20 protein-coding genes, 1 tRNA gene and 2 riboswitches are annotated in these 26,344 nt (G+C 61.8%); of the genes, 12 read left to right on the forward strand and 9 right to left on the reverse strand.

The features are described 5' to 3' along the window. The coding region (locus P0D89_RS24305; protein ID WP_408359699.1) for a DUF4118 domain-containing protein at window positions 1-342 on the reverse strand (342 nt) is incomplete at its 3' end. Window positions 343-832: 490 nt separating this feature from the next. Between P0D89_RS24305 and P0D89_RS24310 the strand changes: the two genes are divergently transcribed. From P0D89_RS24310 to P0D89_RS24320, 3 genes are all read left to right on the forward strand, one after another. After that, window positions 833-1,183 carry a response regulator gene (locus P0D89_RS24310; protein ID WP_408359701.1) on the forward strand — a complete coding sequence of 117 codons (351 nt, stop codon included), beginning with the start codon at window positions 833-835 and terminating at the stop codon, window positions 1,181-1,183. A gap of 127 nt (window positions 1,184-1,310) precedes the next feature. Then, the gene (locus P0D89_RS24315; protein WP_408359703.1) at window positions 1,311-1,493 is read left to right on the forward strand and encodes a hypothetical protein; all 183 of its coding nucleotides are present in this window, start codon (window positions 1,311-1,313) and stop codon (window positions 1,491-1,493) included. A gap of 411 nt (window positions 1,494-1,904) precedes the next feature. Beyond that, window positions 1,905-3,209 carry an MFS transporter gene (locus P0D89_RS24320; RefSeq protein ID WP_408359705.1) on the forward strand — a complete coding sequence of 435 codons (1,305 nt, stop codon included), beginning with the start codon at window positions 1,905-1,907 and terminating at the stop codon, window positions 3,207-3,209. A gap of 45 nt (window positions 3,210-3,254) precedes the next feature. On the opposite strand, the gene P0D89_RS24325 is transcribed toward P0D89_RS24320, so the two are convergent. The 5 genes from P0D89_RS24325 to P0D89_RS24345 form a co-directional block, all read right to left on the reverse strand. Beyond that, the gene (locus P0D89_RS24325) at window positions 3,255-3,881 is read right to left on the reverse strand and encodes a hypothetical protein (RefSeq protein ID WP_408359707.1); all 627 of its coding nucleotides are present in this window, start codon (window positions 3,879-3,881) and stop codon (window positions 3,255-3,257) included. Window positions 3,882-4,354: 473 nt separating this feature from the next. Further along, entirely contained in the window at window positions 4,355-5,740 is a 1,386-nt protein-coding gene (locus P0D89_RS24330) for a hypothetical protein (protein ID WP_408359709.1), read from the reverse strand. A gap of 13 nt (window positions 5,741-5,753) precedes the next feature. Next, on the reverse strand, window positions 5,754-6,338 hold the full coding sequence (locus tag P0D89_RS24335) for a hypothetical protein (protein WP_408359711.1): 585 nt from the start codon (window positions 6,336-6,338) through the stop codon (window positions 5,754-5,756). Window positions 6,339-6,422: 84 nt separating this feature from the next. Then, window positions 6,423-8,957, reverse strand: coding sequence for an ATP-binding protein (locus P0D89_RS24340; protein WP_408359713.1), 2,535 nt, complete (start codon window positions 8,955-8,957; stop codon window positions 6,423-6,425). A gap of 292 nt (window positions 8,958-9,249) precedes the next feature. Next, window positions 9,250-9,325: transfer RNA gene (locus tag P0D89_RS24345), tRNA-Arg, on the reverse strand. 274 nt (window positions 9,326-9,599) lie between these two features. Between P0D89_RS24345 and P0D89_RS24350 the strand changes: the two genes are divergently transcribed. Beyond that, entirely contained in the window at window positions 9,600-10,499 is a 900-nt protein-coding gene (locus tag P0D89_RS24350; RefSeq protein WP_408359716.1) for a c-type cytochrome, read from the forward strand. A gap of 99 nt (window positions 10,500-10,598) precedes the next feature. On the opposite strand, the gene P0D89_RS24355 is transcribed toward P0D89_RS24350, so the two are convergent. Together P0D89_RS24355 and P0D89_RS24360 are read right to left on the reverse strand one after the other, a co-directional pair. Beyond that, the gene (locus P0D89_RS24355) at window positions 10,599-11,186 is read right to left on the reverse strand and encodes a hypothetical protein (RefSeq protein ID WP_408359718.1); all 588 of its coding nucleotides are present in this window, start codon (window positions 11,184-11,186) and stop codon (window positions 10,599-10,601) included. Between the two features lie 113 nt (window positions 11,187-11,299). Then, a complete protein-coding gene (locus P0D89_RS24360; RefSeq protein ID WP_408359858.1) occupies window positions 11,300-13,390 on the reverse strand; it encodes a UvrD-helicase domain-containing protein in 2,091 nt (696 codons plus the stop codon). Between the two features lie 337 nt (window positions 13,391-13,727). Between P0D89_RS24360 and P0D89_RS24365 the strand changes: the two genes are divergently transcribed. The 8 genes from P0D89_RS24365 to P0D89_RS24400 all read left to right on the forward strand — a co-directional run bounded on the left by P0D89_RS24365 (window position 13,728) and on the right by P0D89_RS24400 (window position 25,053). After that, window positions 13,728-14,777: an oxidoreductase gene (locus P0D89_RS24365; protein WP_408359720.1), complete on the forward strand. Its 1,050-nt coding sequence runs from the start codon at window positions 13,728-13,730 to the stop codon at window positions 14,775-14,777. Between the two features lie 194 nt (window positions 14,778-14,971). After that, on the forward strand, window positions 14,972-15,322 hold the full coding sequence (locus P0D89_RS24370) for a hypothetical protein (RefSeq protein ID WP_408359722.1): 351 nt from the start codon (window positions 14,972-14,974) through the stop codon (window positions 15,320-15,322). A gap of 159 nt (window positions 15,323-15,481) precedes the next feature. Beyond that, window positions 15,482-15,582, forward strand: a riboswitch (glycine riboswitch). Between the two features lie 33 nt (window positions 15,583-15,615). After that, window positions 15,616-15,770: riboswitch (glycine riboswitch) on the forward strand. An 80-nt stretch (window positions 15,771-15,850) separates the two neighbouring features. Further along, window positions 15,851-16,969 carry a glycine cleavage system aminomethyltransferase GcvT gene (gene gcvT / locus P0D89_RS24375; RefSeq protein ID WP_408359724.1) on the forward strand — a complete coding sequence of 373 codons (1,119 nt, stop codon included), beginning with the start codon at window positions 15,851-15,853 and terminating at the stop codon, window positions 16,967-16,969. A 62-nt stretch (window positions 16,970-17,031) separates the two neighbouring features. Next, window positions 17,032-17,412 (forward strand): glycine cleavage system protein GcvH, encoded by a 381-nt coding sequence (gene gcvH / locus P0D89_RS24380; protein ID WP_408359726.1) that lies wholly within the window; start codon window positions 17,032-17,034, stop codon window positions 17,410-17,412. Window positions 17,413-17,480: 68 nt separating this feature from the next. After that, window positions 17,481-20,417, forward strand: coding sequence for an aminomethyl-transferring glycine dehydrogenase (gene gcvP, locus P0D89_RS24385; protein WP_408359728.1), 2,937 nt, complete (start codon window positions 17,481-17,483; stop codon window positions 20,415-20,417). 147 nt (window positions 20,418-20,564) lie between these two features. After that, on the forward strand, window positions 20,565-21,695 hold the full coding sequence (locus tag P0D89_RS24390; RefSeq protein ID WP_408359730.1) for an alginate lyase family protein: 1,131 nt from the start codon (window positions 20,565-20,567) through the stop codon (window positions 21,693-21,695). A gap of 27 nt (window positions 21,696-21,722) precedes the next feature. Continuing rightward, window positions 21,723-23,111, forward strand: a complete 1,389-nt coding sequence (locus tag P0D89_RS24395; protein ID WP_408359732.1) for an L-serine ammonia-lyase — start codon at window positions 21,723-21,725, stop codon at window positions 23,109-23,111. 223 nt (window positions 23,112-23,334) lie between these two features. After that, window positions 23,335-25,053, forward strand: a complete 1,719-nt coding sequence (locus tag P0D89_RS24400) for a thiamine pyrophosphate-binding protein (protein ID WP_408359734.1) — start codon at window positions 23,335-23,337, stop codon at window positions 25,051-25,053. Window positions 25,054-25,165: 112 nt separating this feature from the next. On the opposite strand, the gene P0D89_RS24405 is transcribed toward P0D89_RS24400, so the two are convergent. After that, window positions 25,166-26,314: a branched-chain amino acid ABC transporter substrate-binding protein gene (locus tag P0D89_RS24405; RefSeq protein ID WP_408139950.1), complete on the reverse strand. Its 1,149-nt coding sequence runs from the start codon at window positions 26,312-26,314 to the stop codon at window positions 25,166-25,168. Window positions 26,315-26,344 lie beyond the last annotated feature (30 nt).

Raw genomic sequence — 26,344 nt, forward strand, 5'->3', positions numbered from 1 at the left:
CTGTGCCTGCGCGCGCTGCGTCTTTTCAACGCGGCCAATCCGCCTGACAAGGGTGGTGATTGCGAGTGACGTGACGAGAAAGGCAACAAGGGAGAATAAATCCCGGGTTTTGCTGATGTGGAAGCTATCGATGGGTGCCGTGAAAAAATAGCTGAGCAGCGCGGCGCCGACAATCGAGAAAATGACCGATGAGATGAAGCTGTCCAGCAGGGACACGAGAACAACGGCAACCAGAAGCAAGAAGCCAGCGGTGCTCTCTTCCTGGTCCAGAATGACACAGGCTGCAGTAACGGCTCCGAGCGCGATACAGCCTCCAAGCCACAATGTCGCCAGGTACCGCAAGCTTCTGCTTTCATGTGAAGAACCTAGTGCCCGCACGAAACGTCTCCCCTTTGCGTAACTGCACCAGCCGCTTGCATCGGTCTCTGGATAATAGCCGGCGCTTTCGACTTCTCCGACTGTTCGGTTCTCATTCCCGCGTTAATTAAAGAATGAAAAAATCTGCCGGCGAACAGACAAGCGCTGTATCGGTCCGAGACGCGGAGCGCTTTTGCCTGTTTGCTGCGGTACGACACCGCTCGATAAGTCTCCTCACTGCGGTTATACGCTCGTATAAGCGCGTTACGCTAACGCGGCGTCGGCATATCCAACCGTAGAGTAGACTCGCCCTTCGCCAAAGCCTACTCTTGGCTCAACGAGACAGCGCTCGCCATGATGACAGCGCAAAGCTCCGCAAGTCAGCGGACATTCGACCTCTGCAACGCGCGCGAGCAACGGAATAGCCGTTGCCGGCAAACAGAGAAGTGAAAACCCACCGCTTTGGGGCTGGGTCATGGTGACGGTATTACTGGTCGACGACGACATGAACCTGCTTCAGGCGCTTGAGACCCTGGTCTGCGGGGAGGGTTACGAGGTTATGACTGCATCAAACGGGGATGAGGCACTGCAGGCAGCACGCCGAAGGCGCCCAGACATCGTGGTTTCTGATTTCATGATGCCGGTCATGGACGGTCCCGCCCTCATCGGCGCGCTCGAGGCCGAGCCTGAGTTTGCAACTATTCCTGTCCTTCTGAACTCGGCGGTGGCGACACCGCCGCCCCACCTGCGGGTGTCGGCGTTTCTCCGAAAGCCATTTGCAACCTCGCGCCTGCTCGAACTGCTTCGGCTGCACAGTTCACAGTAGGGTTCAATCGCCGTGACCGGTCACGTCGATACGCCGGCAATGGAAAGGCATAACTCACTCGTGAAGCATCGCCTGAGGGCTGAGTGTCTCAGGGTGCGCTTCGCCATCTGGGCACAGGAGGTCCAAAATGAAACTAGATGCCGCGATGTTTGTGCGATTGCGAAATCTCGCCCCGGTTCTCGATGACGTGCTCAACGCAGGCGAGGTCGAGCACCCAGACCAGGCCGCGAGCCTCGCGTACTTGCGCAGCTATGCTCCCAGCTGTTCGACGCTTACCATTGCCAACCCCCTGGCCAGATTGCGCAGATAGCGCAAGCGCAACTCGAAGCCATTGAGTCGCTGTAGCGCGCAACCTCTGGACTGGCGGCGGGTTCGGGAATGGGCAGAGGTCGCGCAAGACGATTTCTGGACCGGTTACTCCAACCTTGCCTACATTACCGGTTTCCCATCAGCACGCTAAAGATTGACAAGTCCTTCGTCGGCGATATCGAAGAAGACGAAGACACCCGGGCACTCATTCAAGCTGTCGTGTCGTTCGGCAAAGCGTCCGCGTCTGCATGTGCTCGCTCCTCGCTGCGTCGGCGATTCGACAACTGACCTTTGACGAGACAGACAGCATGAAATCAAATTCTTCAGTATGCTGCCGGATGCGCGTCTGGCAATCGCGGTCCTCGCAGGACCTGAGGGTGCATACAGATAACTTCCAAAGCATTAAGAGACAATGAACGCTACAATCCTGAATCCCAGTATCGACCGGGACAAGTTGGAATCCCTTGCTTACTCCAAAGTCACCTGGCGCCTTCTGCCCTTTCTGTTTCTCTGCTACGTCGCCGCTTACCTTGACCGTGTCAACGTCGGCTTTGCAAAACTGCAGATGCTCACCGACCTGAAGTTCAGCGACACAGTCTATGGGCTTGGTGCTGGCATCTTCTTTATCGGTTACTTCTTCTTCGAGGTTCCCAGCAATGTGTTGATGCATCGCTTCGGCGCCCGCTTGTGGATAAGCCGAATCATGATTACATGGGCGGTTATTTCGTCCGCCACGCTTTACGTGTCAACGCCAACCTCGTTTTATATATTGCGCTTCCTGCTTGGCATTGCCGAAGCCGGCTTCTTCCCCGGTATCGTTCTCTACCTGACCTACTGGTATCCGGCCGAGCGCCGCAGTCGTGTCAATGCGCTTTTCATGATGGGCATCCCCGTTGCAGGGGTCATCGGCGGCCCGCTGTCGGGCTGGATTATGCAGGCATTCAATGGCGTGCATGGCCTCGCAAACTGGCAGTGGCTCTTCCTGCTGGAAGCCATCCCCTCCATCGTTCTTGGCGTCATCACGCTAATCTATCTGCCGAACGGGATTCGTGCCGCAAAGTGGCTCACGGAGCCCGAGAAGAAGCTTCTTGAGGAGAAGATTGCGCAGGACGGTGCTGGAAAGCTGCACGCCACGGTAGGAAGTGTCCTCGGCAACGGCCGCGTGTGGTTCATGGCCGCCATTTACTTTTGCTGCATGATGGGTCTCTATGGCGTGGGCTTCTATTTGCCGACGCTCATCAAGGCTGCCGGAGTGAAGGATGTGCTCGACGTTGGCATGCTGACCGCCATTCCTTACGGATGCGCGATTGTTGCCATGCTTCTGATTGCACGAAGTGCAGACAGGCTGCGTGAGCGTCGCTGGCATTTTGCGGCCGCCGGCCTCATGGCAAGCGTGGGCCTCCTGCTTGCAACGGTCTTTGGTTCGAATGTTGAACTTGCGATGATTGCCCTGTCGCTCGGAACGGCGGGCGTACTCGCAACGATGCCAGTCTTCTGGGCGTGGCCGAGCGCCATGCTTGGCGGAAGCGCAGCGGCCGCGGGCATCGGGCTAATAAACTCGGTGGGCAACCTCGCGGGCTTCGTCAGTCCGACCATCGTCGGCTGGATGAAAGATGTGACGAACAGCACCAACGCAGGCATATACGTCATCGCCGCAGCTCTCTTCGCTGGCGCGTGCCTCGCGTTCCTTCAGCCGCGTGAAGTCCAGACTCGATAGACACTGACACTCATAATGAGCAAACCGGCAAAGTCGAGTTCCTTTTCACTGTCGAAATATTGCCGGGTCAGTGGCCGGCTTGCTGTATAGGTCGGCGCATCGCGCAGGGTTGAATCCAAAGGTCCATTCGTCGGTTGTCGGCAATTTCGAGCGACATGCGGCCAGTCGGTGCTCGTAGAAAGCATAGGTTTCAAAGCGAGGAATATCTGCGACGGGGCGTCGCAAGGTAGACGGAGGCATGAGCTTGCAGTTTGCCAACCACACCAAGGCGGCAGCGTGGGCGATCTGCTCTTGCATCCCAATCGGCCTTCCACGTCGCGCCCCGTCAAATACGTACGCACGTCCCGAGCTAAGAAAGCGCGCCTTCTCATTCGCGTGTAGATCAACCGGCCCCAGCACGTCGTCGAGTTTGCCGCGTAACACTGCGAGGTCCTGCGCGAAATATTGGTGACGTGCTGGAAGGGCGTCTACTCGCGAGGATGCTGACATCAGCGCTGTCATCGCTTCATAGAGTTCTACATATGCAGACCAAACGGTGCTTGTAATTTGAGCGCCTGATATCGCAAATTTAATTGCCGCCATCATTTCGAGGGCTACTCTTTCTGCGCCTAGTTTGCTGAAAGGTATCACCCCGGCGATTCGCGCGTTTCTCGACCAAATGAGGATATCCAAGCTCGCTGTGCGGAACGCGCTCTCGAATCGCTCACGCTCATGAGGGTCCACAGGTCTGCGGATACGCGAGCGTACATATCGGGGGGTGGGGAACGGCTCGGGCATCAGAGCGATGGAAATTTGATTTCGCGGAATCGCATAAGTTTGCAACCGGTTGCAATACAGACAGCGGAAGATCAACAACGCGCTCAAACTCGGGACCGGCGAAGATGCCTAGAGCGCGATATTTGCGTCAAGTCGAACGTCCAAAGCTTCATGTGCACGGCGGCTCCCGAGGGAATGGCCTAAGCTCGCTTCATGGTCGATCACCGGCGCCGTACCGCGTCGGCGAGCCAGCGAGTTCGAACGGGGTTCCAAGAACATGCAACGCATTTCTTAAACAAGTTGCACAACAAGCGTTGGCCGACTGCCAGATCCGACAACCCCAAACTCCAGGCCCCACGTCGGGGCCGGCCAAAGGTCGCCGACCAAGGCTATAAAATTTCCGCTGGTTCAATTCGCGCGGGATGCCCGACTTTGCGCACGACGTCTGCCACATGACTCGTAAGACCAACATCGCCAACCAGTACCACGCCCTCAGAGGCACTGAGTAGACCCAGCTCCCTTCTTAGAGCCTCAAGTCCATTAGAGACAAGGAAACGACGCCAACTTGCGGCCTCACCTGGCACCAGGACTTTTGAGCTGCTCAGGGTCGCACCTCGATGCATTTGAACTATCCAGGCTTGGTTGCCATCGTGTACCCACTCGAATCTCACGGGACCCAAGCGCCGTTCCGCTGTTCCGAACAATCTAAGGACGTCCTCGACGACTCGACTCGGCAAACTCCCCGGGCGCGCCTTACCCCGCATCAATTCTTCGCCTTCGCCTTCTTTCCCTTCTATCACCGGCGCACCCGTCACATCAACAATCAGCGCTCCAGAATATTTTGGCGGAACCCCTTGCTGCGAAAGAACGGAGGATATTTCCTCCCCATCCGGATCTTCCTGCGCCATTAAAACGAACGGATCAATCCACCCGCGATGCGTCGTATATTTCCCGGGGACCTGTTCTTTAGGGCACGTTCGGAGCCAACGCTCTCCGCTTCCCGTATCGCTGCCAAAGGTGAAAGGCGCGACACGTCGAGAGATTACTGTGGTTTTGGGGACCGGTAGCCCGATTTGATCCGCAATCAACAGGCCGAAGGCTTTATCACCGATCAATCGACTGAACCGATTTGGCCACGCGATATTTGCGACGATCGGCGCGTCACCAACGAGTTCCAATTCCCAACCCAAAATCGGGCTGTTCTTCCACCCGCGTGGCTTGGGGTGGATGCTGAACTCCAATCGATAGTCCTCGCCGATCTCGCGCCCCAAAACGACGCCATAGACTGTCTCGATCATGTTGACAGCCCATTCGCGTGGCAGCGACGCGACACCAGGCTTTTCGACGCAACGCGGAGTGTCATCCGGTGCGAATTCAGCGGTGCCCCCTTGCAACACGCCCGAGACGCCACCATCGTGAATATCGACCGTCTCATTAATGATCACATGGAATCCAGCGCTCAGGATTCGCAAGGCAGTGGAGACAACGTCGGACGGTTGCTTCAACCCATAAACGAACTCGTGGCTTCGAGGATCATCCGGTCGGAAGCTTCGGACGTTCAGCGAGTGTTCCGAGCTGCGTTCCATCAGACGATCAACCGCTTCCTCGATACTTCCGAAACGGTGGTTCGGCTCGTATCCCAGCACACGCGCGAACTCCTGTCGGCCCTCGCCCTGTGCGACTGGCGAAAAACTAACAAACTGAGCCACGTTGACGAAATTTGCCAACTGGTCCAGGGATTCATCCTTTCGGAAAGAGTGTGCTTTTTCCTGCATTGTCCTAATCCAATTAGAGGTCGTAGGCCCGAAGAACCTTCACCATGTTTGCCACAAAATCAGACCTTCGGCCCAACTCCTCCATGTTAGCTAGCCCCTCGGCAACCAGTCGGCGGCCAGTTGCGAGGGAGACCGCCACATCGTCTTCATCCATCACCGGAATCCCGCGCGCCGCCGCGTGACGAAATTCTGCGACGCAACCGATGCTGTACTGCCAGCCATTCACGACAATCATCTCTTCCGCAAATTGATCAATCACGCGCAACCAAAACGACAGGTAGTCGGTTTGGCTCCATTGCGGAACCCGCAGGCTGGCCGGTTCGATGACTGCCCGAACACGCCTGCGACGTGCCGCCTCAGCGACCGCTCGGATTCGTCGTTCATTCGGCTCAACAACTTCCGCACGTAGCCGGGAGGCGTAAGCGTCCTTGTTCGCAATCGCTTCGCCGTCAGTCACGAGCCAATCCAAAAAGTGGCGTCCGGTTGTAATGGGACCGCTCACATACGTGGCCTTCCCATCGCCAACCGCGCATGCGAGCGCACGCAACAGGGGCTCAGGCTCAACTGTATCAGCTCGAAATTCAGCATATTCGCTCATTCCGTCCCCTTTATCCGGCACTTCCCACCAACACCACACTTCATCCTACACGCTCGTAACCGCTTGGTTCGCTGGTCTTTTTATTCAGACTAGGCGGAGCAACAACGCCACACGGTCAAAGTTTTTCAGAAACGGAGCATGGTGCTCAACCAGCTTTCGGGAGGCGTCTTCATTGAACGCTGCACCCTCAGCGTCGTCACTACGCATGACGCTGATCGCCTTCTTAACGGCCCGCTCTTGGACTTTGTCCAGTCCAGTTTTTCCCTGTGACAATTCGTCCTCGTGAGCCTCGCAGTAAAGCGCAATCAGCCCGAGAAATTCGCCGATCGGCGTCTCGCGAGGCGGCAATGGTTCGGTTCCCGCAAAGAAGCGAGACGTATAGGCCTCAATCGAGGTAGTTCTAGACCGCTTAACGAATGCCTTACGAAGGGTTTCTAGAGTCGTCCCATTTGGAGAGTTTGTACGGACGATCGTGCCCTGAATATCCTTGAAGCCGAGGAACAGGGACGCGCGTCCAAGCGATTGATAGTCATCGTCAGATAAAGTCGCCCCGGTGTCACCGGTTACGACCAGCTTCGCTTTCGCAATCTGCTGCTTGATGATCTCGACTCGCTTTTCCTGCGCGGGCGGCAACACGAGGAACTTCTCATCGATGCGGCCGGTACGCTTGATTGCTGCGTCAATTCGATCCTCGTAATTCGTCGCGACGATGAAGAGAGAGCGCTGCTGCGCGCGAAGGTCGTTCAGCTTGGTGAGCATGCCCGGCGTCATGAACTGAAATACCGTATCTTGCTTGGTGTACCGCTCCGAGTCGCGGTCGAGCAAGAAGTGGTCAATTTCATCAAACAAAACAACGCAGGAATGCTGAGCCATCAACACTGTGAAGATGTTCTTGGCCCGCGCTTCCACTTGCGCGCCGCCTTCGGCAAGAAAATCACTTACCGTTATTGTGAGCAGCCGACGACGCAATGCGTTTGCTACACCCTTCGCAATGGTCGTCTTGCCCGTGCCTGGCGGCCCGTAAAGAAGCATCGAATAGTATTTGTCCGCATCCTCACGCATGTGCGGCACAACGTACTCCTCGCCGATTCGGCGATAAACCTCTAACTCGTCCCCCAACCCCTTGACCGGCTCATTTTTGACAGTTTTGGACCAAGGCTCGTAGCTGATCGGCTCCTGCGTAAAGCGAGCGAGAACGAGCGTGGTTCGCGCAACATGGCGGTGCAGCGCGTTCTTATAGCCCAGCAGGAACTCCATGACTTGGCTTGTCTCCCACAGGTGCACACGAGTGGGATCATTCACATGCTCTGAATGCCATCCCATCGTCTCACCTGCCGAACCGCCAACTCCTTGGACTTGAACGGCACGTGCTCGCAGCCATTGCCAGTAACGACGCAAGAGCGGAATACATTTTGATCCGTATGCATCGCCAATTTGATCCGCGTCAAAAATGGCGCAAGCGCGCATAAGCGAGTTTGCGATCTCCACACTGACGGGAAAGAGGACAAGTCCCTGCGGCGTCGATAGGAACGGCTTCACCGGCCTCCAATACGCGCTTTCCTGCTGGGCTGACGAGAGCACCAGCATGACACGATCGAACACCGTTCGGTCGACCGTGCTAGGTTTGCATATCAGCATCCCTTCCAAGCAAAAGACGAGTTCCGCAGGATCGAACCGGCTATCGGGAATTGCGCTGAACGACAGTTGCTGGTGGAGCGTTACCTCGAAAAAGCGATGGCACGTTTCAAGCCATTCGGAACTCGCTTTTGCCTCGCTCTCGGCGACTAACTCGTCCCTGGCAGCGGAGGGCATACTGACCGGCGCGGGTTGCTCCGAGGCGTCATCCTGCGACGCTTGAGTGCTCGGCGTCAGATCCTTATCGAACAGCCGCCGAATCGTCTGCGCAAGGCGCAAAACGGTAAACGCGTGCTCGGCGGACGTGTTGTTATCCTTCGGGGTGAACAGGGCGGTACGTGTTTCGGGATTTGCCCAACCGTCGGCCTTCTTCCGCACAACATCTTTCAATCGCGGCAGAAGTTCGCTCCATTTGCTGGATAAGGCGCCGCTGGCATCGAGCGAAGTCCAATCCGCCTTGCTAAGCTCCGCAAGCCAAGCAACCGTAAAGATGTCGTCGTTCCCATACGTCGAAGACTTGGTCAAACGATCGGTCCGAGAGGACACTGACTTAAGAAGGTCTTCCAGTGCCTCGATGACAATCGTCTCTAGGTTCCTAGATTTCTTCGGCGAAAAGACTTCTTCGGATCCGTCGACCGGAAACAGATTTGCCCGCGTAGCGAAGCCTCTCCGGCGGTTGTCTTCACCACGGAAATAGCCGGCGAAACGAAGCAGTGAGTTAGCGATCATTGCCGTCGTACTCTGCGACAACTGATCATTGTCTTCGCTATTTGTTTCGGGGGCTGCAAGACTGCCCTGCTCCGCATTACGGGAAGTCGAAGCCCTAACAGGTGCACCATTAACCAGCTGGTATGGCCACGCCAGATCACGCTCGAAACCGATTTCGTAGATAGCAGCTACCGATTTCGCGGTTGCGTCGATGTCCGCGAGGTCTGCTACATCGATCGGATAATCTTCGGTCAGATATTTTTCCAACGTGGTCATGCTGCGCGCCCCCAACGGTGTCTGGTTGATTTGGTGCGTATTGTACCGTTTTGGAATGTCGCCTTAGCCGTGCAATCGAATTTGACGCAGGCAAATTAACCGTAAGACGCGCGGCGCCGGCCCTACTGTCGAGGGAGCCGATAGCTAGGACGTATGGCAGTAAGGGACGGAATCAGATCTGTAGATTTGCTTCCGCAAACCCAGCTTCGAGAGGTGGTTTTCCGTACAGATTCCGTACAGAAATGCAGCTAATTTTAAAGGCAGGCTTACCGCCTGATTTAAAACGGTTTTTTGGTGCGCCCGGCTGGGATCGAACCAGCAACCCCTGCCTTCGGAGGGCAGTACTCTATCCATTGAGCTACGGGCGCTTCAACACGACAGCGCGGCAACCTGAGCGGATGCGACGCCAAAGCGAGACCGGAAGGATACCCGGTTTCGGCCCAACCGTCCACCGGACGGCCGATATAGCAAGATTTCCCGCCCTTCGGACGCCCCTTGCGCTCCGGGTAAACGCCTGCTGAACACCGCGCCGCCGCCCTCGCCGCCGTCGAAATCTTCCGTCTATAATCGTCCGTGGCTGATATAGAACAAGAAGTTGCCGTCACGCTGTACCGCTCACATACCCACGGAGACGAGACAAGCATGAGCGAAGCACCACACGGAGCCCCGATCAAAACCCCAGCGCAGCTCATCGCCGCAGTCATCGCAGGGTTTGCTGTGCCGATCGTCATCATCATTCTGCTGGCAGTCTATGTCGACAATTCGACACGCACCGGCGCCGGCACCGACTCTCTCTCCGAAGCCCAAGTCGTCGCCCGCATCAAGCCGCTAGCCCAGGTCGAAATTCGCGACGCCAACGCGCCGCGCGTCTACAAGAGCGGCGAAGAAGTCTACAAGGCCGTGTGCTCCGCGTGTCACGCGTCGGGCACGGCTGGCGCACCGAAATTCACCAATTCCGCCGACTGGGCGCCGCGCATCTCGCAAGGGTTCGACACGCTCTGGCACACGGCGCTCGCCGGCAAGGGCGCTATGCCGCCGCGCGGCGGCACCAGCCCGGACGACTACAGCGACTTCGAAATCGCTCGTGCGGTGGTGTACATGGCGAACAACTCCGGCGCGAGCTTCCCGGAACCGGCGCAGCCCGCAGCGGGTGCGGCGGCGGCTTCCGGTGCGGCAGCGGCTGCGCCGTCGGCAGGCGCTTCGGACGCAGCCGCCGCTCAGGCCGCCGCTGCAATGGCGGCCATGGCGAGCGTCCCGCAAGCCGCGGCGCCTGCAGCGGGCGGCACGCAAAGCGCGGACGCGTCGCAAGCCGGCAAGGCGTTGTATCAGCAGGTTTGCCAGGCCTGTCACGCGGCGGGCGTGCTGAACGCGCCGAAATTCGGCGACAAGGAAGCGTGGGCGCCGCGCCTGAAAGAGCCGATGGACACGGTCTATAACTACGCGCTGCACGGCAAGGGCGCCATGCCGCCGAAGGGCGGCTCGACTGCATCGGACGCCGACGTCAAGGCCGCTGTCGACTACATGGTCAGCGCAGTGAAATAAGGCGTTCGACTAGTCCGCCTGCGGCGTTGGTCGCGATACGAAAATCCCTGCACAGCAGTAACGCGTGCAGGGATTTTTCATGCGCGATGCATTCATGCGTCAGATCCGATGAAGCCGGTCCGGCGCCGACGCGGGGCGGCTGAACGCATCGGCGAAAGCCAATGCCGGTGCGCTGCGAGCGAGCGCGCTGAAACGCGCGTTCAACGTGGCAGGCGCGAGCCACGGATAGTCCAGGCCTTCCTGCAACGCGTCGAGCAAGGCGCCATCGGCATCGGGCATCACGTCCATGCGGGCGATATGGATGTCGAAGCCGGTGACGGCCTGCGTGTCGTCGAAGATCCATCGGTACACGCCGTGGCCGACGCGCAATGCGCCGCTCGCCGTTTCACGCATCACCACCAGCCAGGGCAGCGCGTCGATCACGCCGCCGTGCGCGTCGAGCGAGTTGCACACGTAGTAAGTCCGGCATCGCGTGTATTGCGCGCCGAAATCCGTGACGAGCGTTTTCGCGATCGCGTCGGCGCCGACGACGCGGGCCGGAAATGCAATCGCCGAAGTCGCAAGCGAAATGGTAAGCACCGCGTCCGCCGCGAAGGCTTCGGCGATGCGTCGGGGACGGGTGTTGTCTTTCGCGTCGATGTAGGTTTCGAGTGCGCGGCGATACGGTGCGAGCGGCGGCAGGGTCATGCGGGCGTTCTCCGATTCACGCCCGCCGGCATTGCGGCGGCGAGCCGCGTCACTCTAGCTCAAGCCTTCGGAAAAAGCGCCGAAGCACATGCGACGCACAGGGTCTTGCGAACTCAAGGCTTCTGCAACAACGCCTTCAAACTCGCGAGCCGGTCTTTCGGCGACATCGGCGCTTCTTCGGGCGTGGGCGGCGGCGCATCATCGAGCAGCATTTCGGGAATGAAGCGCGACGGCTCGCACACCACCGTCTCCCGCGCGCGCTTGCGCTTCTTGCACCAGTTCAGATGCAAACTGCGCTGCGCACGCGTGATCGCGACGTACATCAGACGGCGTTCTTCCTCGATGCGCGCGTCGTCGATCGGTTCGTCGTCGGGGCCGCCGCGATGCGGCATGATGCCCTCCTCGACGCCGACCAGAAACACGTGCGGATACTCCAGCCCCTTCGACGCATGCACGGTCGAAAGCCGCACCGCATCAGGGTCTTCCTCGCGGCCTTCGAGCATCGACATCAGCGCGACGGTCTGGATCAGGCCGAGCAGATTCTTGCCGGTGTCGCCGAAACCGTCGGCGGTGTCGTAGCCGGTCGCTTCGCTGTTCGCCCCGCCTTCGGGCTCGGCCTTGGTGCCCTTGCGCTTGAGCCACTCCATGAACTCCAGCACGTTCTGCCATTTGGCCTGCGCCTGGCGTTCGTCGAACGCGTCGTACAGATACGCCTCGTAGTGAATCGCGTCCATCAGTTCGTCGAGCAGCGTGCCGGCCGCGTCCTTTTCCGCGCGATCGGTGAGGCGCTGCATGAAGTCGCAGAACACGCGCATCGGTTCGATCTGGCGCGGCGACAGACGCGCTTCGATGCCGCCCATGTACACCGCCTCGAACAGCGACACCTTCGCCTGACCCGCAAACGAGCCGAGCGCTTCAAGCGTCGTATTGCCGACGCCGCGGCGCGGCGTGGTGATCGCGCGGATGAACGCGGGGTCGTCGTTGGCGTTGGCGATCAAACGCAGGTATGCGCAGATGTCCTTGATCTCGGCTTTGTCGAAGAAGGACTGGCCGCCGGACAGCACGTACGGAATCCGCTCGCGACGCAGCACCTGCTCGAAGATGCGCGCCTGGAAGTTGCCGCGATACAGGATCGCGTAGTCGCGGAAATTCGCGCGCCGCTCGAACTTGTGCGCGGACAGGCGGAACACCACCGACTCGGCCTCGTGTTCTTCGTCGTTGCAAGGCGTGACGGTGATCGTGTCGCCCATCCCGTGTTCGGACCACAACTTCTTTTCGAACAGTTTCGGGTTGTTCGCGATCACGTTGTTCGCGGCGGTCAGAATGCGCACCGTCGAGCGGTAGTTCTGTTCCAGCTTGATCAGGTGCAGCTTCGGAAAATCCTTGCTGAGCTGCCCGAGATTTTCGAGCGTCGCGCCGCGCCAGCCGTAGATCGCCTGGTCGTCGTCGCCGACCGCCGTGAACGCCGCGCGCTTGCCCGCCAGCAGCTTCACCAGTTCATACTGGCACGCGTTCGTGTCCTGGTACTCGTCGATCAGCAGATAGCGCAGCTTGTTCTGCCAGCGCTCGCGCACCTGCTCGTTCTTCGCGAAGAGTTCGGCGGGCAGGCGGATCAGGTCGTCGAAATCGACCGCCTGATACGCGTGCAACGTCGCCACGTAGTTGCGGTAGACGATCGCGGCCTGATGCTCGTCCTCGTTCGCGGCGATCGCGATCGCCTCTTCGGGCATGATCAGGCCGTTCTTCCACAGCGAGATGATCGACTGGACCTTGCGGATGAAGCCCTTGTCCGTCGAGCCGACCTGCTCCTGGATCATGCCGAAGCAGTCGTCCGAATCCATGATCGAGAACTGCGGCTTCAGACCGACGTGTTCCGCCTCCTGCCGCAGAATCTGCACGCCGAGCGAGTGAAAGGTGCAGACCGTCAACTGATTGACGGGCACTTTGCGGCCTTCCTTGCCGGGCGTGGTGAGCGTCTTGCCTTCGAGCAGCTTGCCCACGCGCTCGCGCATTTCCGCCGCGGCCTTGTTCGTGAACGTGACAGCGGCAATGTGGCGCGGCTCGAAGCCTTTGGCTTCGATCAGGTGCGCGATCTTCTGCGTGATCACGCGCGTCTTGCCGCTGCCTGCGCCGGCGAGCACGAGACACGGACCGTCGAGATAACGGACCGCTTCATTTTGAGCGGGGTTCAGGCCTGCGGACATCGTCTGTGGATGGGTGTTGCGGTTGAATGCGGCGGTTAAAAGCGCGTCGGCGCGAAATTGCCGGCCGATGGTTCGGGGCATGCTGCGCGGCGGCGTCGGTTGGAACGGACGCCCCGAGGGGTGCGAAGGCGTCCCCGGCCCGCTGCGATTCGCGCGAGAGGAGCGATGTTAACATGGATGCCTCGACGGATACCCCCGACCGACGTCCGCAACGGGTACCCGGACGGATCGCAACGAAGACGCTGACGGTCCGCCTTCGGGACATGCCACAATTGAGGTGTTGCGCGCCGTCGCCGCGGTGGCAAAGCGGCGCGCCGTTTTTTGCAGGAAGACACGCATGTCCGCATCGCTGAAAATTGGTTTGATGGGCTACGGTTTTGCCGGCGCGACCTTTCATGCGCCGGTGATCGCGCATTGCGGGCGCGCCAGCGTCGCCGCCATTGCCACGGGTCAGCCCGAGCGCGCGCTGGCCGACTATCCGCACGCGAAAGTCGTAGCCGATCTCGACGCGCTTCTGGCGCTCGACGACATCGAGTGCGTCGTGATCGCGACGCCCAACGACACGCACTTCGACCTCGCGCGCCGCACGCTCGAAGCCGGCAAGCACGTCGTGGTCGACAAGCCGGTCACGCTGAGTGCCGCCGACGCCCATACGCTCGCCAACATCGCGCTCGCGCGGGGCAAGCTGTTCGTGCCGTTTCACAACCGTCGCTGGGACGGCGATTTTCTGACCGTGCGCGATCTGCTCGCCCGCGTGGAGTTGGGGCGCGTCACCCAATTTGAATCGCACTTCGACCGCTTCCGCCCGGAAGTAAAGCAGCGTTGGCGCGAAGAGGTGTCACGGGGCGGCGGCTTGCTGCTCGACCTCGGGCCGCATCTGATCGACCAGGCGTTGGCGCTGTTCGGCGCACCGCAAACCGTGTCGGCGACGGTGCGCACGCATCGTGACGGGGCGAGCGCGCCGGACTATGTGCACATTCAACTCGGCTACGCCGAGTTCGAGGTGGTGTTGCACGCGAGCGTGTTGACGGCTCTGATCGCGCCGCGTTTTGCGATCCACGGCACGCGAGGCAGCTACGTGAAGCACGGCCTCGACACGCAGGAAGACCAGTTGAGGGCCGGTCTGCGTCCGGGCGATGAAGGCTTCGGCGCGGGCAATCCGGCCGGCGTGCTGCGGGTGCTGGAAGGCGATCAGGAAGTCGAGCGCGAAATGCCCACGCGCAACGGCGAATACGTCGGGTTCTATATCGCGCTGGCCGACGCCATCCAGAACGGCGTCGCATTCCCTGTAAGGCCTCAGGATGCGGTCGACGTGATGACCATCATCGAGCTTGCCGCGCGCAGTTCGGAAGAAGGCGTGCGTCTGCCGTTCGAGCGCATCCGCTGAGCTGTTCCGCTGCACGGCGTGACGGCTTGTGTACCTAAAAATACACTGGCCGACCGCGTCGCGCGGGCACCAACCTGACGTCCCCGAAAGGAACATAACGTTACAACTCTGCCCGCCTCCCCGGTCAGCGCGCCGCCGCGATCATCCGTTGCTACCCAGTAGCACCTTCAAAGAAAACGACTTCCGGAGAGCCCATGCCCCGTACCCTTCGCGCGATTGCCGCATGCGCCCTGCTCAGTTCTCTCGCCGCCTGCGTGGTGACGCCCCAGCCGGCGCCCGCGCCGCGCCCCAGCCCGCTGCAGATCGCGGATCAGCGTCTGCATCAGGTCGACGGCCGGATCGATAATCTCGGCCGCCGCATCGACAAGCGCGTGAATCAGGGCGACTACCCGCCGCCGCAAGGGGCAGAGCTGCATCATCGGCTAGAGGTGATCCGCCGCGAAGCGCACGACATGGCCGCGCAACACGGCGGCGGCCTCACCGCCGACGAACAGCGCGTGCTGAATCAGGAACTGGACAACGCGGCTCACGCGATCGGCGAGTAAGCGAAGCGCCGCCGGCTCCGACACCGAATCGACACGAGCGCGGACAGCAGCGCGTGCCGCATGTCCCGCGCTTTTTTTGACGCTGGCGCCACGCCGCGCTAGCCACCATGCCGGTCGCGGTCCTTTATTTGACAAGCCCCGAGCCGTCGCGTACATTCGCCGCACGCGTCGGGAGAGCGTGCTGGCCGCTGAATATCGCAGGCCGCGCCGCCGAAGGGGCACACCCGCAAACTCTCAGGCAAAAGGACCGACCGCGTCGAAAAACCCGCGTCAACGCAACATCAGGCAGCGGTTTTTCGCACTCTGGAGAGCGGCAGTAGCCATCCGCGTTTTGGCAACATCACGCAGACTCAGGCAGGCTGCCCACCGAAGGGGCGCGCGTTTCACCGTGACAGATCAACGTTCGCGGCAGCGCAATCTCTCAGGTATCGAGGACAGAGGGGTCATGCAGAACCACGCTCGCAGGCATCAGGCCGCGAGGCGTAGCGCCGCATGGCCTTTTTTGTTTCGCGAGATGCCCGAGGCCCCATGACCGAACTCAAACACACCCCACTCAACGCCACCCACCGTGCGCTCAACGCCCGCATGGTCGATTTCGGCGGCTGGGACATGCCCGTCAACTACGGCTCGCAGATCGAGGAACACCGCGCCGTGCGCACCGACGCCGGCATGTTCGACGTCTCGCACATGTGCGTGGTCGATTTCACCGGCGAGCGCGTGCGCTCGTTCTTCGAGTTCGCGCTGGCCAATAACGTCGCCAAGCTGCAAACGCCCGGCCGCGCGCTCTACTCCTGTCTGCTGAACCCGAACGGCGGCGTGATCGATGATCTCATCGTCTATTACTTCGGCGAAGACCACTTCCGCGTGGTCGTCAACGCCGGCACCGCCGACAAAGACATCGCGTGGTTCGGCCAGATCAACGCCGACGGCGGCTTCGGCCTGACCATCACGCCGCGCCGCGACTTCGCGATCGTCGCCGTGCAAGGCCCGAACGCGCGCGAAAAAGTCTGGCAAACGGTGCCCGCCGCGCGCGCCGTCACCGAAGCGCTCAAGCCGTTCAACGCCGCACGAATCGAAGATACGCCGTTCGGCGAACTCACCGTCGCGCGCACCGGCTACACCGGCGAAGACGGCTTCGAAATCATCGTGCCGGCGGACCACGTCGAAGCGCTGTGGAACGCGCTGCACGCCCAGGGCGTGCGCCCGGCCGGCCTCGGCGCGCGCGACACGCTGCGCCTCGAAGCCGGCATGAACCTGTACGGCCAGGACATGGACGACAATGTCTCGCCGCTCGACGCCGGCCTCGCCTGGACCGTCGACCTGACCTCGCCGCGCGACTTCGTCGGCAAGAGCCGGCTGGAAGCCGACGGCTCGAAGGCGGCGTTCGTTGGCCTGATCCTGCTGAAGGAAAACGGCAAGGCGGCTGGCGTGCTGCGCGCGCATCAGAAAGTCCTCACGCCGCACGGCGAAGGCGAAATCACCAGCGGCACTTTTTCCCCCACTATGCAGGAATCCATCGCCTTCGCGCGCGTGCCCAAAGGCGTGCAGCCGGGCGACACCGTTCACGTCCAGATTCGTGACAAGGCGGTGCCCGCAAGCGTGGTAAAACTGCCGTTCGTGCGCAACGGCAAAGTGCTGGCGGTTTAAGCAGCCGCGCGCGCGTCCCCCCTTTTTAAGTCAATAACGAACACACCGCATAGGAGCATCCGATGAGCATCCCGGCCGATCTGAAATACACCGAATCGCACGAATGGGTCCGCACCGAAGCCGATGGCACGCTGACGGTCGGCATCACTGACCACGCGCAGGAAGCGCTCGGCGACATCGTCTTCTTCGAAGTCCAGCAACTGGGCAAGACCGTGACCGCGGGCGACACCGTCGCCGTGATCGAATCGGTGAAGGCCGCTTCCGATATCTACGCGCCGGTTTCGGGCGAGATCATCGAAGCGAACAGCGCCGTGGCCGACTCGCCCGACTCGGTCAACAGCACGCCGTACGAAAGCTGGCTCTTCAAGATCAAGCCCGCCGCCGACGCAGCGCTGGACCGCCTGATCGACGCCGACGCGTACACCAAGTCGATCGGCGCCTGATTCACATTTCGTTAAACGTCAGGTGCGGCCCCCGCGAGGCATCGCACGCCGCACCACCAGGAACACCCATGAAGCTCGAACACCCGGATCGTCTGATGAACCGCACTCCTCTCTCGCTCGCCGCGCTCGAAGTGCATGACGCCTTCGCCGAACGGCACATCGGCCCGGATTCGGCCGACCAGCAAGCGATGCTCGAAGCCCTCGGCTTCGCGTCGCGCGCAGCGCTGATCGACGCCGTGATTCCGCAGACGATCCGGCGTACCGAAACGCTGCCGCTCGGCCCCTTCTGGCAACCGAAGAGCGAAGCCGAAGCGCTCGCCGCGCTGCGCGAGCTGGCGGACAAGAACCAGGTGTTCCGCTCGTACATCGGGCAGGGCTACTACAACGCGCACACGCCGACGGTGATCCTGCGTAACGTGCTCGAAAATCCGGCGTGGTACACCGCGTACACGCCGTATCAGCCGGAAATCTCGCAAGGCCGTCTGGAAGCGTTGCTGAACTTCCAGCAGATGATCGTCGACCTGACGGGTCTGGCGATCTCGAACGCGTCGCTGCTCGACGAGGCCACCGCCGCCGCTGAAGCGATGACGCTGCTGCAACGCGTGGGCAAGCCGAAGTCGAACGTGTTCTTCGTCGCCGACGACGTGCTGCCGCAAACCATCGAAGTGGTGAAGACGCGCGCCACGCCGGTCGGCATCGAAGTGACAGTGGGCCCGGCCGCGGAAGCCGCGAATGCGAACGCATTCGGCGTGCTGCTGCAATACCCGGGCGTGAACGGCGACGTGCGCGACTACCGCGCGCTGACCGAAGCGATCCACGCAGCGGGCGGCCACGTGGTGGTCGCCGCCGATCTGCTCGCGCTGACCGTGCTCACGCCGCCGGGCGAATGGGGCGCGGACGTGGCCGTCGGCAATACGCAGCGCTTCGGCGTGCCGGTCGGCTTTGGCGGCCCGCATGCCGCTTACCTCGCGGTGCGCGACGAATTCAAGCGTCAGATGCCGGGCCGCCTCGTCGGCGTGACCGTCGACGCGCAAGGCAATCCCGCACTGCGTCTCGCGCTGCAAACACGCGAGCAACATATCCGCCGCGAGAAGGCCACCTCGAACGTGTGTACCGCGCAAGCACTGCTCGCGATCATGGCCAGCATGTACGCGGTGTATCACGGCCCGCGCGGTCTGAAGACGATCGCGCTGCGCGTGAACCGGATCGCCGCGCTGCTCGCCGAAGGCGCGAAGCAACTCGGCTACACGCTCGTCAACGAAACCTTCTTCGACACGCTGACGTTCGACACCGGCGCGCGCACGCAAGCGCTGCTCGACGCGGCAACGGCGAAGCGCATCAACCTGCGCCGCGTGAGCGCCACGCAAGTCGGCCTGTCGATCGACGAAACCACCACGCGCCACGACCTGGCCGATCTGCTCGCGGTCTTTGCACAAGCGGCCTTCGCCAGCGACGTGCCGCAAGTCGACGCACTCGACGCCAGGCTCGCGGCTTCGAACACCGCGTCGGTGCCGGCCGCGCTCGAACGCACCAGCGCGTACCTCACGCACCACGTATTCAACCGTCATCATTCGGAAACGGAAATGCTGCGCTATCTGCGCAGCCTGTCGGACAAGGACCTCGCGCTCGATCGTTCGATGATCCCGCTCGGCTCGTGCACGATGAAGCTGAACGCGACCTCGGAAATGCTGCCGGTCACGTGGCCCGAATTCGGCCAGATCCATCCGTTCGCGCCGGCCGATCAAACCGTCGGCTACCGCGAGATGATCGATCAGCTCGAAGAGATGCTGGTCGCCGCAACCGGCTATGCCGCCGTGTCACTGCAACCGAATGCCGGCTCGCAGGGCGAGTACGCGGGTCTGTTGATCATCCACGCATATCACGCGTCGCGCGGCGAAGCACATCGGAACGTCTGCCTGATTCCCGCTTCGGCGCACGGCACCAACCCGGCATCGGCGCAGATGGCCGGCATGCAGGTGGTCGTGGTCGCGTGCGACGCGCAAGGCAACGTCGATATCGAAGACCTGAAGAAGAAGGCCGCCCAGCACGCCGACAAACTCGCGGCGATCATGATCACGTATCCGTCCACGCACGGCGTGTTCGAGGCGAATGTGCGCGAAATCTGCGAGATCGTGCACGCGCACGGCGGCCAGGTGTATGTGGACGGCGCGAACATGAACGCGATGGTCGGTCTGTGCGCGCCGGGCCAGTTCGGCGGCGACGTCTCGCACCTGAATCTGCACAAGACCTTCTGCATTCCGCACGGCGGCGGCGGACCGGGCGTCGGCCCGGTCGCGGTGGGCGCGCACCTCGCGCAGTTCCTGCCGAACCAGATCTCGTCGGGCTATGAGCGCGCGCCGAGCGGTATCGGCGCGGTGTCGGGCGCACCGTACGGCTCCGCCTCGATCCTGCCGATCTCGTGGATGTATATCGCGATGATGGGCGCGAAGAACCTGACCGCCGCCACCGAAACCGCAATCCTCAACGCGAACTACGTCGCGAACAAACTCGCGCCGCACTATCCGGTGCTGTATTCGGGCCCGGGTGGACTGGTCGCGCACGAGTGCATTCTCGATCTGCGCCCGCTCAAGGAAACCAGCGGCATCACCGTTGACGACGTCGCCAAGCGCCTCGCCGACTACGGTTTCCACGCGCCGACGATGAGCTTCCCGGTGCCGGGCACGCTGATGGTCGAGCCGACCGAATCGGAATCGAAGGAAGAACTCGACCGTTTCATCGAAGCAATGATCGCGATCCGCAACGAGATCCGCGCGGTCGAGGAAGGCCGTTCGGATCGCGAGGACAATCCGCTGAAGCATGCGCCGCATACCGCGGCGGTTGTGATCGCCAACGACTGGAAGCATGCTTATGCACGCGAAACCGCCGCGTATCCGCTGCCCACGTTGATCGCGAAGAAGTACTGGCCGCCGGTCGGCCGTGCGGACAACGTGTACGGCGACCGCAATCTGTTCTGCTCCTGCGTGCCGATCGCCGACTACGAGTAAGTACGAGTCAGCGTGAGCACGCCGCGCATCGCCCGCTGACCGCAACATGCGGCAGGGCGGTGCGCGCTGTTCCGCCCCGGGCTCCTGTCGCTCGTGGCCGCAAACGGCTAACATCACACACCGAATCAGCCTAACGAGGAGTTTCGCATGGCGCGAAAGGTGCGATCGATGCAAAGCCGGGCCGCAGCAACGCGAGCCCGTACGTGGCGGCAAATTTGCGCACTGCTGTTCGCTGGCGCGGCTGCGCTGCTGCCGCTGCGGCAAGCGCAGGCCGCGATGAATTTTTGCGCGGCGCCCGCGTTGCAAACCAGCGAGCGCACCAACGCCGATCCCGGCGTGAAGGCGCTCGTGGGCAATGTGCAGGCGCATCTGAACGAGCAGCCGCATGCGCTCGCGAAGCTGCATACCGAGGGCACGTTGCCGCACGAGGGCATCTACGATCAGAGCGTCGAAGCGGAGAAGGATCTCGATCTGCTGCGCGACGCCGCGCTCGCGTGGCGCGCAACCAGCGACGACCGCTATCTGAAGCTCGTGGACCGCTTGCTGTACGCGTGGGTCACGACTTATCAGCCTAGCTTCAATCCGATCGACGAGACGCGTTTCGAAGGACTGATCCTCGCGTATGACATGACCGCGAGCGCGTTGCCCGTGAAAACGCGCAACGCGGCGATGGCGTTCCTGACGAAGCTCGCCAACGGCTACATCGCGCAGATCGATGCGCAGCCACGGCCGCTCAAGGGCACCTTCCGTAACAATTGGCAGAGCCATCGCATCAAGCTGATCGCGATGGCCGCGTTCACGCTCGATAACCGCAAGATGATCAACGCGGCGCAGCGTCTGTTCGTCGAGCACATCGGCGACAACATCGCGCCGGACGGCTCGACCATCGACTTCAGCGAACGCGACGCGCTGCATTACGTCACCTACGATCTGCAGCCGCTCGTGATGGCCGCGCTGGCCGCGCGCCGCCACAACCGCAACTGGCTGCAGGAGAAGGGCGCGAACGGCGCCACGCTGCTCGCCGCGCTCAACTGGCTCGTGCCGTTTGCGTCCAGTAGTCAAACGCATGAGGAATTCGTGCATTCGAACGTGCCGTTCGATGCAAAACGTCGCGAGGCCGGCATGCCTGGCTACGCGGGTCAATGGGACCCGAAGAACGCGACGGAGCTGTTTCATCTGGCGGCGCGTCTGGACGGACGCTTCACGCCGATCGCGCTGCAGCTCGCACCGACGCCGCCCGCGTGGCTCGCCGTGTGTTTGCCGCTGCCGGCGCGCTAAAATCTACTTATCAGCAGGAGCAGTCAAATGGCAGTCAGCGTGTTCGATCTCTTCAAAATCGGCATTGGTCCGTCCAGCTCGCATACCGTTGGACCGATGCGCGCTGCGCTGATGTTCGCTCAAGGACTTGAACGCGACGCACTGCTGGATGCGACCGCATCGGTGAAAGTGGATCTGTACGGATCGCTCGGCGCGACCGGCAAAGGGCACGGCACGGATCGCGGCGTGATGCTCGGCCTAATGGGCGATGCGCCCGACACGGTCGACCCCGACACGATCGCGCAACGCCTCGAAGCGGTGCGGGTGTCGCGCAAGCTCGCACTGCTCGGCACCCACGAGGTGCCGTTCGTGCAGAAGGATCACATTTCGTTTTATCGCCAGGCGCTCGCCGAGCATCCGAACGGGCTGAAGCTGCGCGCGTTCGACGCGCAAGGTGAAACGTTGCGCGAGTCGACCTATCTGTCCGTGGGCGGCGGCTTCGTCGTGACGGCTGGCGCGCCGAACACGAAGGTACTGAGTGCCGTCGATCAACTGCCGCACTCGTTTCGCACCGGCAACGAGTTGCTCGCGCTGTGCGCATCCACTGGCAAGAGCATCGCGCAGTTGATGTGGGACAACGAGCGCGTCTGGCACACGGAAGAAGAGACGCGCGCCGGCTTGCTGAAAATCTGGGACGTGATGCAGTCGTGCGTGGCGCGCGGCTGCGGCATCAACAACCCCGATGCCGATGGTCACTTGCCCGGGCCTTTCCAGGTGAAGCGCCGCGCGCCGCAGTTGTATCGCGCGCTATCGGGCAATCCCGAGCTGGCGCTGCGCGATCCGTTGTCGATGATCGACTGGATCAACCTCTACGCGATCGCCGTCAACGAAGAAAACGCCGCGGGTGGCCGCGTCGTCACCGCGCCGACCAACGGCGCCGCCGGCATCATTCCCGCCGTGCTGCATTACTACACGCGCTTCATGCCCGGCTCGAACCAGCAGGGCGTGATCGACTTCCTGATGACGGCGGCGGCGATCGGCATTCTGTACAAGCTGAACGCGTCGATTTCCGGCGCGGAAGTGGGCTGCCAGGGCGAGGTGGGCGTGGCCTGCTCGATGGCGGCGGGCGCGCTCGCCGCCGTGATGGGCGGCACGCCGAAGCAGGTCGAGAACGCCGCGGAGATCGGCATGGAGCACAACCTTGGCCTGACCTGCGATCCGGTCGGCGGGATGGTGCAGATCCCGTGCATCGAGCGCAATGCGATGGCGTCGGTGAAGGCGGTCAACGCGGCGCGCATGGCGTTGCGGGGCGACGGCAGCCACTACGTGTCGCTCGATTCGGTCATCAAGACCATGCGCGAGACCGGCGCGGACATGAAGACCAAGTACAAGGAAACGTCGCGGGGCGGGCTGGCGGTGAACATCGTCGAGTGTTGAGCACGCTGCTCGATTGCGCATGACGACGCGGGCAAAAGCCCGCGTTTTTCTTTGTGCGTTCACTCTTCATGTTCCCGCCTTGCGGCCTAGACAGTTGCGCTGCGCAATGACAGCGAACGCGCGCTCGGCGTAAGCTGTCGAGGCGCTCATCGGCCAACGTCCCGCGTTCCGTCGATGCGGCAAATCCGACCGCACTCACGCACTGCCTGGAGGCTTCTTCGCAATGTCGCTGCCGAATGCTCCCGTTTCAGATTCCAACGCCGCTCGCACTACCGGCGCACGTCTCATCGTCGATGCTTTGCTCACGCACGGTGTCGAACGCGTTTTCTGTGTGCCCGGCGAGAGCTTTCTCGCCGTGCTGGATTCGCTGCATGACGAGACTGAACACATCCAGACCATTGTTTGCCGCCACGAAGCCGCGGCGGCGAACATGGCGGAAGCGGTCGGCAAACTGACGGGCCGCCCAGGCGTCGCGCTCGTCACGCGCGGACCGGGCGCAACGCATGCGTCGATCGGCGTGCATACCGCGTTTCAGGACTCCACGCCGATGATCCTGCTGATCGGCCAATGCGCTCGCGAACATCTCGACCGCGAGGCGTTCCAGGAGATCGACTATCGGCGCATGTTCGGCCAGATGGCGAAGTGGGTCGCGCAGATCGACGATCCGAAGCGCATTCCCGAATATCTGAGCCACGCGTTTCATACGGCGACCTCCGGACGGCCGGGGCCAGTCGTGCTGTCGCTGCCGGAAGACGTGTTGAGCGATGCATGCGATGCCGTGGCCGGCGTTCCGGCCTATCAACGCGTGGCGGCGTCGCCATCCGGCGCGCAGATCGAGAAGCTGCGCAATTTGCTCGAAGGCGCGCAGCGGCCGATGGTGATTGCGGGCGGCAGCGGCTGGACGCCGGCCGCGTGCGCCGACCTGCGGCGCTTCGTCGAGAACTGGCAACTTCCGGTCGGCCTCGCGTTCCGCTTTCAGGACACACTCGATAACGACCATCCGAACTACGCGGGCGATGTCGGCCTCGGCATCAATCCGGCGTTGGCGCAGCGCATCCGCGAGGCCGACTTGCTGCTCGTACTCGGTCCACGCCTGGGGGAAGCGACGACGAACGGCTACACGCTGCTCGACATTCCAAAGACGAAGCAGACGCTCGTACACGTGCATCAAGGCGCGGAAGAGTTGGGACGCGTGTATGTCGCGGATTTGCCGATCGTCTCCGGCATGCCCGAGTTGACTGCGTCGCTGGCGGCGTTGCAGCCGTCCTCTGGCACTCTGGCCTGGGCTGGCGCGGCCGGGGACGCGCACCGCGCGTATCTCGAATGGCGCAAGCCGCGCCCAATTCCCGGCGACGTGCAAATGGGCGAAGTGATCCAGCAATTGCGCGCGCATCTGCCCGACGACGCTATCCTCACGAACGGCGCGGGCAATTACGCGACATGGCTGCATCGGCATTTCTCGTATCGGCACTATCGCTCGCAGCTCGCGCCGACGAGTGGTGCGATGGGCTATGGCGTGCCTGCGGCGATCGCGGCGAAATCGATGTATCCGCACCGCGCGGTCGTCGCGCTTGCCGGCGACGGCTGCTTCATGATGGCCGCGCAGGAATTGGCGACGGCGATGCAGTACGACCTTCACGTGCTTTTCATCGTCGTGAACAACAGCCAGTTCGGCACGATCCGGATGCATCAGGAGCGGCATTATCCGAACCGCGTGTATGGCACCGGGCTGACGAATCCGGACTTCGCGGCGTTCGCGCGATCGTTCGGCGCGCACGGCGAGACTGTGGAGCGGACCGAGGATTTTCTGCCCGCCTTGCAACGTGCGATGAACGCGCAACGCGCGGCGGTGATCGAGATTCGCATGACGCAGGAAGCGAGTACGCCGGGCGCGACGCTGGAGCAGATTCGCGAGCAGGGGCGGAAGATGCGCGGGGAGTAGTAGTGCGGCGTTGGTCGAGTAAAGGTAGTGCAGAGCAACTGCCCCATAAAAAAACCCCGCCGAAGCGGGGTTTTTTCCAACTCCAAACGCAGAGCAAGCAGCAAAACCCCGCTTACTTCCCGCCCACGCTTTGCAGCGTCGTCCACTTGCCGTCGACCACCTTGTACAGCGTGATGCCGCCGTTCTTCAGGTCACCGCGGCTGTCGTACGCGAGGTTCGACGACGTCACCGCCGGCATCGAGGTCTTCGCGAGCACCGGCAGGTATTTGGCCGGATCGGTCGAGTTAGCGGTCTTCATTGCAGCGAACATCGCCATTGCGCCATCGTAAGCGTACGGCGAGTACGTTTGCACGTCTTCGTTGAAACGCTTCTTGTACTTCGCGACGTAGTCCTTGCCGCCCGGCATTTCTTCCAGCGGCAGGCCGGCAAGCGACGCCACCGTGCCGTTGGCCGCGTCACCCGCGAGCTTGATGAAGGTCGGCGTGTGAACCATTTCGCCACCCATCAGCGGCGCCTTCACGCCGAGCTGCTTCATCTGCTTGGCCATCGGCGCCGCTTGCGAATCCGCGCCGCCGTAGTAGATCAGATCCGGGTTCGTCGACTTGAGCTTGGTCAGGATCGACTTGAAGTCGACGGCCTTGTCGTTCGTGTATTCACGATCGACGATCGTCGCGCCCGCCGCCTTTGCCGCCTTTTCGAACTGATCGGCCAGACCCTGGCCGTAAGCCGTGCGGTCGTCGACGATCGCGATCTTCTTCATGCCGAGGTTCTTGACCGCGAACGCGCCGGCGACCGAGCCTTGCTGCGTGTCGGACGTCATCATGCGGAACGTGGTCTTGAAGCCTTGCTGCGTGTACTCAGGCGCGGTCGCCATCGCGATCTGCGGGATGCCCGCGTTCGCGTAGATGCGCGAAGCCGGAATCGTGGTACCCGAATTGAAGTGGCCGAGCATGCCCTTGATGCCGTCGTCCACCAGCTTTTGTGCGACGGTCGTGCCGGTGCGCGGATCGGCCTGGTCGTCGGCCGAATCCAACACGAAGCGAACCTGCTTGCCGCCGATCACCGGCTTGGTCGCGTTCATCTCTTCCACTGCCAGCGTGATGCCGTTCTGGAAGTCCTTGCCGTAGTGAGCCTGCGCGCCCGTCATCGGACCGGCGAAACCCACCTTCACGTCTTCCGTCGATTGAGCGTTGGCCGTCCCCGCCAGCGACATTGCCGCAACCAGCGCCGCGCCTGCCAGCTGTTTCATCTTGTGTTGCATAGCTTCTCCTTGGTACCAGGTATAGATGGA

The organism is Paraburkholderia sp. RL18-085-BIA-A (assembly GCF_046027075.1).
GTDB lineage: Bacteria > Pseudomonadota > Gammaproteobacteria > Burkholderiales > Burkholderiaceae > Paraburkholderia.

Coding starts and splice junctions, on each gene's coding strand:
- gcvT (WP_408359724.1), top strand. CDS start 15,851: ATGACCGAACTCAAACACACCCCACTCAACGCCACCCACCGTGCGCTC.
- P0D89_RS24395 (WP_408359732.1), top strand. CDS start 21,723: ATGGCAGTCAGCGTGTTCGATCTCTTCAAAATCGGCATTGGTCCGTCC.
- gcvH (WP_408359726.1), top strand. CDS start 17,032: ATGAGCATCCCGGCCGATCTGAAATACACCGAATCGCACGAATGGGTC.
- P0D89_RS24360 (WP_408359858.1), bottom strand. CDS start 13,390: ATGTCCGCAGGCCTGAACCCCGCTCAAAATGAAGCGGTCCGTTATCTC.
- P0D89_RS24310 (WP_408359701.1), top strand. CDS start 833: ATGGTGACGGTATTACTGGTCGACGACGACATGAACCTGCTTCAGGCG.
- P0D89_RS24370 (WP_408359722.1), top strand. CDS start 14,972: ATGCCCCGTACCCTTCGCGCGATTGCCGCATGCGCCCTGCTCAGTTCT.
- P0D89_RS24335 (WP_408359711.1), bottom strand. CDS start 6,338: ATGAGCGAATATGCTGAATTTCGAGCTGATACAGTTGAGCCTGAGCCC.
- P0D89_RS24400 (WP_408359734.1), top strand. CDS start 23,335: ATGTCGCTGCCGAATGCTCCCGTTTCAGATTCCAACGCCGCTCGCACT.
- gcvP (WP_408359728.1), top strand. CDS start 17,481: ATGAAGCTCGAACACCCGGATCGTCTGATGAACCGCACTCCTCTCTCG.
- P0D89_RS24330 (WP_408359709.1), bottom strand. CDS start 5,740: ATGCAGGAAAAAGCACACTCTTTCCGAAAGGATGAATCCCTGGACCAG.
- P0D89_RS24365 (WP_408359720.1), top strand. CDS start 13,728: ATGTCCGCATCGCTGAAAATTGGTTTGATGGGCTACGGTTTTGCCGGC.
- P0D89_RS24315 (WP_408359703.1), top strand. CDS start 1,311: ATGAAACTAGATGCCGCGATGTTTGTGCGATTGCGAAATCTCGCCCCG.
- P0D89_RS24320 (WP_408359705.1), top strand. CDS start 1,905: ATGAACGCTACAATCCTGAATCCCAGTATCGACCGGGACAAGTTGGAA.
- P0D89_RS24350 (WP_408359716.1), top strand. CDS start 9,600: ATGAGCGAAGCACCACACGGAGCCCCGATCAAAACCCCAGCGCAGCTC.
- P0D89_RS24390 (WP_408359730.1), top strand. CDS start 20,565: ATGGCGCGAAAGGTGCGATCGATGCAAAGCCGGGCCGCAGCAACGCGA.
- P0D89_RS24355 (WP_408359718.1), bottom strand. CDS start 11,186: ATGACCCTGCCGCCGCTCGCACCGTATCGCCGCGCACTCGAAACCTAC.
- P0D89_RS24340 (WP_408359713.1), bottom strand. CDS start 8,957: ATGACCACGTTGGAAAAATATCTGACCGAAGATTATCCGATCGATGTA.
- P0D89_RS24405 (WP_408139950.1), bottom strand. CDS start 26,314: ATGCAACACAAGATGAAACAGCTGGCAGGCGCGGCGCTGGTTGCGGCA.